Here is a 13,468-nt window from a genome sequence, read left to right on the forward strand (position 1 = left end):
AAATGAATTTGCCCGGTGATTTTATAATACGTACTAAACCGCTCTTGGGAGAAGAATGGAACAACCTTGTCGCAGCATTAAGCAGTGATTCACCAACAAGTATCCGTTTGAATAAAAAGAAGCGGAAAGAAATATCCGGGACTAAAGTCCCTTGGTGCGAAACAGGTTACTATCTCGACAAACGGCCGCAATTTACGTTCGATCCGTTGTTTCATGCGGGATGTTACTATGTACAGGAAGCGTCTTCCATGTTTGTAGGGCAGGCGTTGAAGCAGTATGTTGAGGGAGATGTAAGAGTTTTGGATTTGTGTGCGGCTCCCGGCGGCAAATCTACTCTGATAGCCGATTTATTGAGTGAGGATAGTTTGCTGGTATCGAACGAGGTAATCCGTTCACGGGCAAATATCTTGTCTGAAAATATGACTAAATGGGGTAATCCGAATGTTGTCGTAATAAACAACGATCCTGCTCATATTGGCAAACTGAAAGGCTTCTTTGATATTATACTTGTCGATGCTCCCTGTTCGGGTGAGGGTATGTTCCGAAAAGATGAAGGAGCAATATCCGAGTGGTCTGTTGATAATGTAAAATTATGCAAAGAACGCCAGCAACGGATTTTAGCGGATATATGGCCTTCATTAAAACCTGACGGATTATTATTATATAGTACATGTACCTATAACCCGGAAGAGAATGAAGAAAATGTACAGTGGATTCGCGATGAATTAGGAGCAGAAGTATTGCCTGTGGATATACAGGAAGAGTGGGGGATAAGCCCATCTTTTGCAGAGGGTATTCCTGCTTATCGTTTTTTTCCCCATAAGACGAAAGGGGAAGGTTTCTTCTTTGCTTTATTGCGGAAGCAGCGGGAAGAGGGTGTCCGTACCGACTTCAGAAGAAAAAAAAATGAGAAAAAGAATAGAGTGGAATTGCCGGATCAGTATAAAGATTATATTTTGGATAAAGAGCAATTTGTGTTTTATCCGAAGGGGGATTTTTGGTATGCCTCCAGGGAAGAACTGTATAATGATGTCTGTATTTTAAATTCCGGTTTGAATATTGTATCGGAAGGTATCTGTTTGGGAGAGTTTAAAGGAAAGGATTTTATTCCCGCGCAATCATTGGCTTTGAGTAATAATCTGAATATAGAAGCTTTCGAAGTTTACGATGCGGATTGGAAAACTGCGATAAGCTATCTGAGAAAGGAAGCCCTGATACTACAGGATATGCCGAAAGGCTATATTCTTTTGACATATAAGGATATGCCGTTCGGATTTGTAAAGAATATAGGGAATCGAGCTAATAACCTTTATCCGCAGGAATGGCGCATACGTTCTGCAAATATACCCGAAATCGAAGTTAATGTGGCGGATTAGCCCTTTACGAAACCGAAGATCCGCCCGATTTTACAGAATGCGCGGAACCCGTTGTATATCCAACGCTTAGACTTCATTATATCGGTAACAAAGCCGTTTTGTTCGAGGTAATAGAGCCGTTCCAGCTTTCTGACTGCATTTTCGTTGAGGAACTCACGGCAGACTTTCAGTTTTTCAGGATATATGACACTGCCGCCAATCCGGGTGCTGAATCCTTCCATATTGTAGATGACGATAAATGTGTCTACATATTTTACCGGTAGCTGGTCGATTCCTATTCCCTGAAAGAATAGTTTCCAGTCGGCGACTACCCGCAGGCTTTCGTCGTACAGTCCATATTTTTCGAAGTTGCTGCGGTGAATAAAGAATGCCTGATGGCAAAGGAATCCGGAAAACAGTTCGTAGATAGCCATATGCCAGTCACGGTCTTTGTATGAGGTGTCTGCTTCCAGTTTGCCTTTTTGCTCCATATAGAAGCTACCACAGATGAAAGGGTCGTGCGGGTCACCTGTAAAGACTTTTTCCAGAGTATCTTTTTCATATAAGGCATCGCCGGAGTTCAGAAAGTACAGGTATTCGCCTTTGGCCTGCTTTATGCCTTTGTTTTGAGCGTTATATATGCCGCTGTCCTTTTCACTTACCCAGTATGATATCTTATCTTCATATTTGCGGATAAGGTCTATACTGCCGTCAGTGGACTTACCGTCGATGATGATAAACTCATAGTCGGTAAATGTTTGTGAAACAACACTGTCGATAGTCTTTTGCAAACCGGCTTTGTCATTCAGGTTTATGGTTATAATGGACAGTTTCATATTTTATTTACGTTGCGATTCTATAAGGAACGGATTGATAAAGGATAATTTCTGAAACAAAGTGAGAACAGCAGCGGCTTTTCTGAGGCTGTAGCCCTTGGCATAGTATATCTGTATACGGTACATCCTTCTTATGCGATCTTTGACAATCTTTTTATACTTATGACAGGTGTATTTATCAAACTCATGCAATAAATATACCATCCATGCGGTTTGGTTCAAGGGCTTTAATGTGGATGACATTCCCCCCAGATGCTGCCGGTACACTGCCATATATTCAGGCAGGAACTTAATTTTACCTGACAGGGAAACAATGAGTTGCAGGGCATAGTCGCCGTTCTTTACAGTGTAATACCAATCGGGTGTTTTATGTGCGTCTTTGCGAAAAAGGATAGAGGCCGTAAGTAGTCCCCAGTCTTTACTAATAAGATCTTCTGTTGTCAATACATCCCGCTCCATTTCTATATTTTCGTCCAGGACGCCGCACAGTAGTGTATAGGCCTTATGAGAGCACAAGGCGAAACCGGGATTGGCTTCCATAAAGTCTACCTGCTTCTGTAGTTTATATGGATCGGTCCAGTAGTCGTCACCATCGCAAAGAGCAATGTATTTGCCTTGTCCGGAGTTTATATTGTTTATCCAGTTAAGCATCATGCCCTGATTGGTTTCGGGTAACCTAAGGCGGATAATGTCGGGGTATTTCTTCTGATATTCAATGCATATGGCCCGTGTGTTATCTGTGCTGCAATCTTCGCCGATAACCAGTTCGATGGGAAAGGTTGTTTTTTGCATCACTATTCCTTCAATAGCTTCAGCTATAAACTTCTCATGATTGTAGGTAATCATGGAAACGGAGACCAATATATTTTGTTGCTTATCCATTTTATAGGCTTAGAATGAACTTTTTATTTTGATGCTTCCTCCAGCTTTATTTTCATATTTTTATTTCCCGGATAACCGGTGAATCTTCCAGTCAAATTACCTTCTTTATCATAGATTAGGTATGCAGGTATTCCTGACACATTCATATTCTCAGATATATACTCCCATTCTTCATTTGTCAGGTAGTAATGTTCTCCATCTATCCCTTTCACTCTCTCGTCCCATAATTTCTTAGGGGAAGAAGGGTTTGTGATATATACAAATACAATATCTTTTGTATTTAGTTCTCTTTTCAGAGGAATCATTTCTTTCATAGCTCCTATGCAAGGGCCACACCACGTCGCCCAGAAATCAATAAGGATTGCTTTTCCTTTATATTTCCGGATGATGGTCTCTATGATTTTTTCTTTTTCTACAGACGGAGTTTCATTAAGTATAACCTTACCCTTATTCGCTGTCAGTCTTTCAATCTCCTCATTCTTGAGAAGAATAACTTTTGCTATTTCCGCGTTCCCAAAGTATTCATTTATATTTTGGATTTGTTTGTTTGATAGAGGTTTCAGCTGATAAGTCAATTGGCTGATATATGCCTGACTAATTGCCACATCATAAAAGAGACCTCTATTGATACCTGTCAGAGGCACAAATATATTTTTAAAATTGGTAATCCATTCTTCTATAGGAGTTTCTTTAATTTCCGGAGTATTAAAAGGTTCTATTCTGAAAATGGTTTGGAATATCCGGCCGTAAACCTCATTGTACAAATATTGGGGGTTATTTAGGTCAAATTCTTTGAGGAATGTAAAATATGAGAGATCAGGTGCCTTAATCTTTATAGTAGTAGTATCTTCTTTTTCCCGGGTATAGTTGTAGAGTTCCTCTACTACTTGTGAAAATTGAAGGGGGGTAGCTAAGTATAAGAGCTTCATATAATAATTAAGAAACATTTTGCTTTTTTCTGAAAGGATAGTATCGTTTTGAAATATTTCGAGTCTATTTTGCAAATCACGTTTCAGGATAGGCCTTATTTCTTTCGGATCATCTATGTAACGATTCAGACTATCTTTGGTTGCAAAACGATACAGATAGCCAGTTTGGCTTGCTTTTATAAAGAGATCAGAAATATGCTTATTGTTTTCAGTATAAAAATCGGGACCCGAAACAGTTTTAAATTCTCGCCCTTCGCATACTATTTTTGTCTCCTTATTTACCTCCAGATTTAGAGTAAAACCTTCAAAAAAATCCGCATAGATGAATCCTATTGTCGGATTAATCTCCAGAGGTACTTCAGCTAAAAAAGTACCATCATCTTTTACTTCTATATCTATTCTGTCAATTTCTAATGTTATAGGTTTTGGAATTGTAAGTTGGATCTTCGATTTATTTTGCGGATTAAATCTAATTATCTTTCCGGATAACTTTGCGGTACCAACTTCTATTTTAGGATTAGGCAGAATATTGCCTTTGTCTTGTGCCGAACTTTGGAGGGTTATTAACAAGACATAAGCTATCAACGTTAATATAATTATACTTTTGAAATTCATCATTTTTTTACTATATTTAACCATGAGAAAAAAAGACAAAAATACAAGGTCCAAAAAACTGCAATTTACAGTTTTAGTCACTGCTGCATTTGCGGCAGCTTTGATTGTATTGCTAATCCTTATCTGGGTTCTTATTCTGTAATCCTTTTTTAAGAACGAATCACTTCTACAATTCTTCTCATATCCTCCTCATCATACCGATGGTCACAAGGTAAAGGTAAGAGATAATTTACAATTCTGTATTCGGCAGAATCTTTTTCTACCAAGTCCAGTGTCGCTTTCCAGTATGTAGATACAAAAATCTTATTGTCTATCAGCTTTTTTCTCAGGTCCGGATCTTCCGAATAGAACATATAGCTGAGTGGACAGGTATCTTGGGGGAAATTGTCGAACTCATATATATTGTCTTTACCTAAGACAGAATGCAGGTACTTAAAGTTGCTTATCTGCTTTCGTTTCAGATTTTCGTAATCTATATTCGCCAGCAAGGCATTTGCCAGATTAGACATCCTTTTTATCGGCTGATCAATAAGGCTGGCGCAATAGTCCAGATAATCCTGATAGGCCGCGCCTGCATTCGCATATTCGATACGCTTCATCAGGTGCGTCATATGCGGAATGGCCATATCCTGTTCGAATACTTCATCCAGCAATGTATCAGTATAAAGGTACGCACCATCGGGTAGTCCGAAAAACTTGCGTGGAGAGTAAATGGTATCTATACTATCATATGGCTTGGAATAGAAAGCATGGGTATTATCCACAATGAGCTGCTTACCAAACCTCCTGACTAGTTTTTCGATAGTATTGCATTTGATCCCATATATGTCTGAATAAAGGAATACTTCATCCCCCGCCAGTTTCTTATCGAAAATCGGATCTATATTGAAATCAACAGGATAGAATTCAGATTCGAGGCCTAATTTCCTTATCGGCTCCCATATTACCTCCGAATTGAGATATGGAATATATATCTTTCTATACTTTTTTGCTCTCAAAATATATTCAAGGCAATTACGGGCAGTATTCAGCTGTACCGCTCCTTTGTGATAATGCTCGCCTTTGCGGAGCTGAAGTTCGAAGTATCCGCCAATTTCTTTCATTCGATATAGTTATGTCTTGAGCGTTTTCTGTTTATTTTTCAACATAATTAAAGCCTTTCCTGCCCTTACTTCCCGGGTTGCCTGTTGTTTAGCTCCGCCTATCCAATCACAATATCCCCGTTTATATCCATCTGTAAGGCTTTCGAAGAACTCCTTTTCATCATTATTATCATTAAGAAGTTTTATGAGTTCTTCCGGTACAATGATTTCACCTTTACTTCTTTCCATATATCGCTGGATTATATTAATTTATAATTATCTAATATTTTATGTATATTCTCTAAAGAATTGAACATCATTACATCCAATATGGAAAGCCAAGGTACAAATTCATTAGCAAACTGCTTGTATTCAATTGGATTTGAAGAAATGAAATACAGGTTTATATTTTCTTTCTTAAATTCTTCGGGAGAATATAACTCCTGTCCCCCGATTGCATTATAATAATCTGTAGCTTTCAACTCCTTACAAATTGCAATTACTTTATCCTGTCCTTTTAATGAATGGTCAATATCAAGGGTGGATGATATGATTATTTCTGTTTTAATATCAAGATATTTGCATATTTCACGAATTGAATTATCTATATAGTGAAACAGATTGGTATCATCATAATTGACTATTCTTTCAATTAGAGGCATCAGCATATCAAAATAAGGAGCTTTTCTATAAGATTCTCTTGTTTGATTTAATAATTTCTTTTTATCGAAGCCAACTGATAAACATCGATCTTTGATATCCAGATAATCCGAGTCTTTTTCCAACGGAATAGTAATCATCAAATCTTTGCCGTTTTGCAGAATTCTGTTCCTGTTAATCCAGCCTTTCTTAGTATATTGAATATTATCATAAATTACATATTTGTCGACAGCATTCAATAATTGGAAATATCCGATATACGGCAGAAAATATGGCTGCATTATCCCCAGTTTCATTTCTCCCAAGGTTTATTTTTTATCAAATCACAGATTTTTCGTACTTCTTCAAATTCCAGATTGGCATATATAGGAAGGCACACGATTTCTTTCGAAATCTGTCCTGCTACCGGAAGATTTCCTACGCTTGCGGATGGTAACCCTTTATATGTAGGGAAATCGCTGATAAGCGGGTAGAAGTACCGGCGTCCGAAAATATCATATTCCTGTAATTTGAAATAGAGGTCATCACGGCTCATACCATATTCTGCCGTATTGATCCGCACAGGATAATACGGGTAGGTGTGTTGTACACCTTTGGCAACTTCCATATAAGATACTCCGGGAATATCTTTCAACAGACTATCATATAGTTTTGCCAACTCCAGGCGTTTGGCTATATAGCTGTCTACATATTTGAGCTGGAGGGAACCATAAGCGGCTTGCAACTCATTCATCTTTGCATTGATGCCCGGTTCTATGACGGTGGTTTCATTGCGGAATCCAAAGTTCTTGAGTAAGTCGATACGTTGCTTGGTCTTTTCATCCTGGCAAACGATCGCACCGCCTTCAATCGTATTATATACTTTTGTGGCATGGAAACTCAGTATTGAAAGGTCGCCCCAGTTCATCACCGACTGTCCGTCTTTCTTTACAGAAAAAGCATGGGCTGCATCATAGATTACACGCAGGCCGTATATATCGGCAATACGTTGTATTTCCTCTACATTACAAGGATTGCCATATACATGCACAGGCATGATCGCTGTTGTTTGCGGTGTTATGGCAGCTTCTATCTTTGCGGGGTCTATATTGTAATATTTATCGTCGATGTCTACAAATACAGGTTTGATATTATTCCACCAAAGGGAATGGGTGGTTGCTACAAAGCTGAACGGCGTGGTTATTACTTCTCCCGTTATACGCAGAGCCTGTAATGCTGTAATTAGAGCCAGTGTACCATTAGAGAATACCGAGATATATTTCACCCCGAGGTAATCGGCCAGTTCCTGTTCGAACTGTTGATGAAAAGGCCCGTTGTTAGTCAATATCTTATTGTCCCATATCTGCTGCAGATAAGGAATAAATTCTTCTAATGGCGGTAGTGCCGGTTGCGTTACAAATATTTGTTTGCTCATAATCTTTATTTCTTATATCGATTACAGGTACATAAATAAAAGATAATTATCTATTCTGTAATGTCATTATGATTTTTTCTTGCTTCTGAATCCATTCGTTTTGTCTATCATTCTCTTTTTTAAGGTCAATGACATGCAAAGTTAATTCTTCTATTTTTTGGAGGAGTTTTATCTGCATTTCATTTAGATTCAATCCATTCTGTTGCATTTCTCTTTCAGAGGGAATATTTGGTAAATGTTTATTCTCATTAATGAAATTTTCTATTTCAGACAAGGATTTAAGTTGATAGTCTGTATCAAAAACGAAGTCTGCCCCTTTATTTATTTTTATCTCAATCTCATCGGCTATTATTTTACCTCTAACATCTAGTTTCGCTTGAGGATTTGTTGTTCCTATACCAATATTTCCTATATCTGTAGTCGCTAAAGTTGTAGTAAGAGGAAACTGATCAGTTACATTTACTTTCCCTGCTGGATCATATTCCTTAATAACTAGAGGCGTTAATTCGGTCGGACGGCCCTCAAAATTTGTTGTTCGCATACACCATGATTTTATCCATATTGCTGTCCAAAAATGAGCAGTTGTTCCGATAACAAAGTCATATCGATTTTCTATCTCAAAAATACGAAGTTCATAATTACCGACACTTCCATAATGAATCTCTCTGTTAATTTTAAGTCCATCTCGAGTGGATATAATAAATGTTTGTTCTCCCATATAAATACAACCTAGACTTCCTCCCAAAATTTCAATTTTTAATTTTTCATGAGGTTTAGTTTCATTTTTAGGTAAAGAACCTACATGGTAAAATCTTTCTCCTATTGTAGGTTGGGTACCAATAGCGTAGCCTTGTGCAGAAATATCCACAGGAAAGATTATAGCTAAAAAAGTAATAAATAATAATAGATTTTTCATAGTATTTTATATTTGGCGGTAAATCTTTTTGATGAAATAAGGTATTATTTTTTTTATCTTACCCTTTAGCGATTTGTCGCCATAGAGAAGTATTTCCAGTCTCCGTTTATGTTTTGTAAAAGCTTCTGTATATTTATACTTGAAGTATCTGTCGTATTCGTTTATAAATTCTATGATTCGCAGATACTGTGTTTTATCATCCATTTTCGACCATTGTCCGTTGTCGTGTATCCGGTAAGCGGAAGTGACATCTTCAAGATAGAGCAAAGTACCGAATTGCCCCATATACATACCCAGCATCCAATCGGCAATCTCCATATCGAACAGCTTGGGATCGAGATTTTGCACATATTTACCTCTGAAAACGCAACAAGACAGGTTACCTATTTTGTTTTCCAATGCCAGTTGTTCAGTGGTAATAAGTTTGTAATCTTTGTTATCTGTCCAATCGAATATTTCTTCTCTGTTTTGGTCGATAAACAGCCGTAAATGCCTGTTGTAACTCATCGAAGATTTTGCATACGCTTCGAGATGATCTATGTGATTCTGTAAATGATTTGGTTTCAGCCAATAATCATCTCCTTCCATAATAGCGACATAATCCCCCGTACAGGCGGCAAAGGCTTGCTGGTAATTTTTATTATAGCCTACATTATGAGACTTTTGAAGGTATGTGAACTTGAATTGAGTCTTACTTTCGTATTCTTTTATGATATCCACCGTGTTGTCGGAAGAACAATCATCGGCCACAATAATCTCTACATCATGCACAGTCTCCTGCATCAGTATGCTTTCGAGCGTCTGAGGCATATATGCAGCCTGATTATATGTGATTAGTATGACGTTTATTTTCATTATAGGTAAAAGAAAGTATTATATGATGCGTTTTTATAACATAATTGCCTATTGTGGTTATACATATCAAAGTAATAAATAGGTCTGTGACCTTAGTTTGCATTAGTTTTTTCCCCGGAAAAGATCCTTCGGAATACTTTCCTTATGTATTTGACGGGAGATAAAAAAAAGTCTCCTATCTTATATTCTATTGAGTTTTTGTACAAACCTGCTTCCCTTTTATAGTAGGTTGCTTCAATATGGTCTCTTATCGGATTGAAATATTCAAGGTACAAAGGTAGGTGATTCCTGAAGATTTCGAGTAATAACCGCTCATTTTGTTCTTTTGTTATCGATGTCAGCATTGAAACATCTTTTATCCGGTAAAGGAAATGGTATCCATCCAGTTTTATTACTTTATCGGCAGGTTGAATTATAGATAGCCAGAAGTCCCAGTCTTCAAGGCCTTGCGTCGCCATATTTTTGTTATATCCCTGTGTCTTCAGAAAGTCGGTTTTCCTGAAGAAACCGGCAGGAGGGATTCTGTTTTCTGTCAGCATATCCTCGAACCTGAACGGAGGTGGTGTTTGTTTTTCATTCCGGGCCCCAAACAGGATGCGGTTCGAATAAATTACTTTCGTGTCCGGTTGTTCCCGGAATGTACATACTGCCTCTTCCATATATTCCGGGGATATTTTATCATCGGAATCCAGCGGAAGGATAAACTCTCCTTCTGCATGCATTATTCCATAGTTCCGGGTTTCGGCTAATCCTCCGTTTTCTTTTTTCAGGTATTTTATACGGGAATCTTTTTTACACCATATTTGAGCCACTTCTTCGGTGTTGTCGGGTGAACCGTCATTTACTACAATACATTCCCAGTCCTGAAATTTCTGTTCAAGGACAGATTGTAGTGTTTCGGGTAAATATTGCGCCTGATTGTAACAAGGCACTATAACTGATACAACTGGTTTATCCATTGTCTTTTTCGTATATATTAAACCACTTTAGAAATCCTAATTTCTTCAAAAGTTTTACGCTTATTGCAGTTTTAAGTTTATATATTTCTTGCTTTTTTTCCATCCAGTCTTTATATATATTATTATATAACGGATATGATAATTCTATATGTCTGTTACGTTCGTCCAGCAGTATTCTTCTGTTTTGTATATCGGAGCTGATGCCATCTATATAGAATGTCGAAAAGTAACTGTTTATATGTTTATACCGGCAATTAATCAGGCAAACAGCATCGATAAAAAAAGCCCAGTCGGATACTATTTTCATTTTTTCGGAATAATAGCCATAATTGACAAGTGTTTCTTTTTTTATGAAAGAGGCCGTATGTGGCAGAGTATCTTCGGCAAAATATTTAAAATCAGGATTGTCCGGATAAGTCTTTATGTAACTATGCCTGTTTGCATCTGCGATTTCGAGGTTGTAATAGATTATATCCTCCCCCGATAATTTGTCGATGACCTCATTCAAATCGGCATCCGGCCTGATCGTATCGCCGCTGTTTATAAATAATACATATTCTCCGTTAGCCTGCTTAATTCCTTTATTCATAGCATTGTATATTCCGGAATCGGGCTCACTTATCCAATAGTTTATCCTGTCTGCATGTTTTGTTATGATACTAACACTATTATCACTGGAATTACCATCAATAACAATATATTCAAAGCCAGCGTTTCTTTGACATACAATGCTTTCGATTGTCTTTTCCAATCCGACAGCATTATTGAAATTAATTGTTATAATGGATAGTTTCATATTCTATTTATTCAATATGTCTTTATATAACTGTATATACTTTTGGGTTTGTAACGTATCCGGGAATGTATTGATTGCATAATATCTGATCCCTTTTCTCTCAAAGATATATTTATTATTTAAGAAATCGTTAATTCCTATGGTTAAAGCTTCTATCCCTATTTCGGAGAGTAGTATTCCGTTTTCCCCGGTTTTTACATGTTCTGCCATACCTCCGTTGCTGAAACTCATGACGGGAGTGCCGTTAGCAAAAGACTCCAGCATGACATTGGGAAGGTTGTCCTCTTTAGATGGTATAACAGTAAGGTCAGCGGCAGAGTATAAGAGATTGAGTGCTGATATATCTGTTATTTTATCGAAATGGATATGGTTGATGCCGGCCCGTATTTTCATGTTTTCGGGTAGCTCGCCTACTGATATTACCTGAAAATCGCTACGCTCGATCTTATTAATAGTATCAAAAAACATCGGGAACCCTTTTTGTATATTATTCAGATGTGCACCTACTATAATGAGGGTTTTCAGACCATTGTTGACTCCTGCCTCTTGTTTTGCATAAGTTTTATCTATAACCGGATAATTTGAAAAATCGAGCCCGTTGGGTATCAGATAATGAGGATAACGTCCCAGAGCAGCACTCACTTCCGACTTTTTCTTCATCCATTCCGATAAACAAACTACATGGATATTATCGTTTTGGTTTATCGCTTTTGTCTTTATCCTTTTTACTTTGGCATCCATTTTGCCGTACGTGCCGATATTCTTTATTCTGTCCGATTCGAAATGAAACATGCCCATAAAAGGATTTATGTCATGTAGTGTCCATACGATGGGCTGCTGTATGTTTTTAAAGAAAGTAGGATAATTGAGAAATTCCGAAATCCAATGTAAATGGATGATGTCGGCATCTTTTATGATGGGCAGTTGTTCTAGCCTGTATGATGTCGTTGCAAAAGTAGCAATTTCATAATTTTTAGGGTATTTATTTAGTTTTACCCAATGGAAGTGTTCTGTATGGAGATTATATTTTTTCAATGCCCTTATTATAAGGGAACGCCCTGTGCCGACTGTACGAATATTGTTTGCAGCCGCAAATTCAGGATCGACATGGAAGCGCTGAATGAACTCGGACTGTATATCCGGTTCCTTCATCAGATGCTGGTGGAGCCTGAGTGCGGCGATTCCTGCACCGCCACCTGTTATTCCTGTTGATATATGGGTGATTTTCATTTATAACGTATATTTTTATAGATATAATGGAGAGAAGTACTTTTCAGATATCTTTTCAGCCTTTTTTCCCAAGAAGAATCTTTTCCATAGATATAAAACCGTTGTAAATATTTTTTTGCATACTTATTTTCTTTAATAGGTATTTTTTTTACAACAATAGAACCAGCTAAGTCTACATTATATCGGTTATCCAGAGCTATACTGTTTGTTCCACTTCCATCGACTCCTATATTATCGACTAACGATTTATGGGGATATAGGCATAGCCCGTTATTTATAAAAATAGTAGCATACCATTTTATAGCCCATGTTTTTAGTGTACCTTCATAGTTTTGTTCAATCTGGGAGAATTGGTTGATAGAACCATTTAGATTGAAATCGTGAAAATCTGAACGAACGGGTAGGCTTTTGTATAAATAAGGTATGTCTGTGATACGTTTATCCCATGCCCTTTTCCATGTAGCCCATCCCCAGCAACTCATAAAGCGTAAAAAGTATGTTTCGGGTAATTTATTTGCTCCTGTTGTAACAGGAACAAATCCTGATATGTGCATTACTTTATCTTCTTTTTCATATAAATCCAGTGCCGCATTCATATATGTGAGAAAATAAGGGGATGTAACGATGTCGTCTTCCAGTACAATCACTTTGCCATATTGATTAACTATTCGGGTTATTCCATCCTCGATAGAATTTGCAAGGCCATTGTTCTTTTCTGATTCGAAGATATGGACCTGGCGACACCATTGCTTTTGCCTGAGAACTCTTCTTGTTTCAGTTATCTCCTTCTGCATGATGAGGTCTGCATCCTTTTTGGGGCCATCGGAGAATATGTATAGAACAGATTCTTCAGCCAATGTGTTACTGGCTAACGCTTCCAACGTTTCTTTTGTTTTAGAAGGTCTGTTGTATACAAAAAGGACTATGGGTGCCAGCATA

Annotated in this window: 14 protein-coding genes; 1 reads left to right on the forward strand and 13 read right to left on the reverse strand. The window is 37.6% G+C overall.

All coding sequences use genetic code 11. The annotated features are described in order from the left end of the window. Nucleotides 1-2 precede the first annotated feature (2 nt). Nucleotides 3-1,376, forward strand: a complete 1,374-nt coding sequence (locus tag B3317_RS14125) for a methyltransferase RsmF C-terminal domain-like protein (RefSeq protein ID WP_291112713.1) — start codon at nt 3-5, stop codon at nt 1,374-1,376. Here B3317_RS14125 and B3317_RS14130 read toward each other — a convergent pair. From B3317_RS14130 to B3317_RS14190, 13 genes are all read right to left on the reverse strand, one after another. Then, nucleotides 1,373-2,191, reverse strand: a complete 819-nt coding sequence (locus B3317_RS14130; protein WP_291112715.1) for a glycosyltransferase family 2 protein — start codon at nt 2,189-2,191, stop codon at nt 1,373-1,375. The two genes, B3317_RS14125 and B3317_RS14130, sit on opposite strands and share 4 nt — an antisense overlap. 3 nt (nt 2,192-2,194) lie before the next feature. Next, a complete protein-coding gene (locus B3317_RS14135) occupies nt 2,195-3,073 on the reverse strand; it encodes a glycosyltransferase (protein ID WP_291112716.1) in 879 nt (292 codons plus the stop codon). Nucleotides 3,074-3,096: 23 nt separating this feature from the next. Beyond that, nucleotides 3,097-4,620, reverse strand: coding sequence for a TlpA family protein disulfide reductase (locus tag B3317_RS14140; protein WP_291112717.1), 1,524 nt, complete (start codon nt 4,618-4,620; stop codon nt 3,097-3,099). Between the two features lie 146 nt (nt 4,621-4,766). Further along, the gene (locus B3317_RS14145; RefSeq protein WP_291112718.1) at nt 4,767-5,720 is read right to left on the reverse strand and encodes a hypothetical protein; all 954 of its coding nucleotides are present in this window, start codon (nt 5,718-5,720) and stop codon (nt 4,767-4,769) included. 9 nt (nt 5,721-5,729) lie between these two features. Then, nucleotides 5,730-5,948, reverse strand: coding sequence for a YdeI/OmpD-associated family protein (locus B3317_RS14150; protein WP_291112720.1), 219 nt, complete (start codon nt 5,946-5,948; stop codon nt 5,730-5,732). A gap of 11 nt (nt 5,949-5,959) precedes the next feature. Further along, entirely contained in the window at nt 5,960-6,655 is a 696-nt protein-coding gene (locus tag B3317_RS14155) for a WbqC family protein (protein ID WP_291112722.1), read from the reverse strand. Then, a complete protein-coding gene (locus B3317_RS14160) occupies nt 6,652-7,773 on the reverse strand; it encodes a DegT/DnrJ/EryC1/StrS family aminotransferase (RefSeq protein WP_291112724.1) in 1,122 nt (373 codons plus the stop codon). Before B3317_RS14160 ends, B3317_RS14155 begins: the two co-directional genes overlap by 4 nt. A gap of 46 nt (nt 7,774-7,819) precedes the next feature. After that, complete coding sequence (locus B3317_RS14165) at nt 7,820-8,689, reverse strand: hypothetical protein (protein ID WP_291112726.1); 870 nt, start codon at nt 8,687-8,689, stop codon at nt 7,820-7,822. A gap of 6 nt (nt 8,690-8,695) precedes the next feature. After that, nucleotides 8,696-9,544 carry a glycosyltransferase gene (locus tag B3317_RS14170; protein WP_291112728.1) on the reverse strand — a complete coding sequence of 283 codons (849 nt, stop codon included), beginning with the start codon at nt 9,542-9,544 and terminating at the stop codon, nt 8,696-8,698. A gap of 92 nt (nt 9,545-9,636) precedes the next feature. Then, nucleotides 9,637-10,503: a glycosyltransferase family 2 protein gene (locus tag B3317_RS14175; RefSeq protein ID WP_291112730.1), complete on the reverse strand. Its 867-nt coding sequence runs from the start codon at nt 10,501-10,503 to the stop codon at nt 9,637-9,639. Then, nucleotides 10,496-11,299: a glycosyltransferase family 2 protein gene (locus B3317_RS14180; protein ID WP_291112732.1), complete on the reverse strand. Its 804-nt coding sequence runs from the start codon at nt 11,297-11,299 to the stop codon at nt 10,496-10,498. Before B3317_RS14180 ends, B3317_RS14175 begins: the two co-directional genes overlap by 8 nt. Nucleotides 11,300-11,302: 3 nt before the next feature. After that, entirely contained in the window at nt 11,303-12,529 is a 1,227-nt protein-coding gene (locus tag B3317_RS14185; protein WP_291112734.1) for a glycosyltransferase, read from the reverse strand. Further along, nucleotides 12,526-13,467: a glycosyltransferase gene (locus tag B3317_RS14190; RefSeq protein WP_291112736.1), complete on the reverse strand. Its 942-nt coding sequence runs from the start codon at nt 13,465-13,467 to the stop codon at nt 12,526-12,528. The genes B3317_RS14185 and B3317_RS14190 overlap by 4 nt, the downstream gene beginning before the upstream one ends. Nucleotide 13,468 lies beyond the last annotated feature (1 nt).

Origin of the sequence: Dysgonomonas sp. UBA7710, assembly GCF_002482385.1 — a bacterium.
In the GTDB taxonomy this organism is placed as follows: Bacteria; Bacteroidota; Bacteroidia; order Bacteroidales; family Dysgonomonadaceae; genus Dysgonomonas.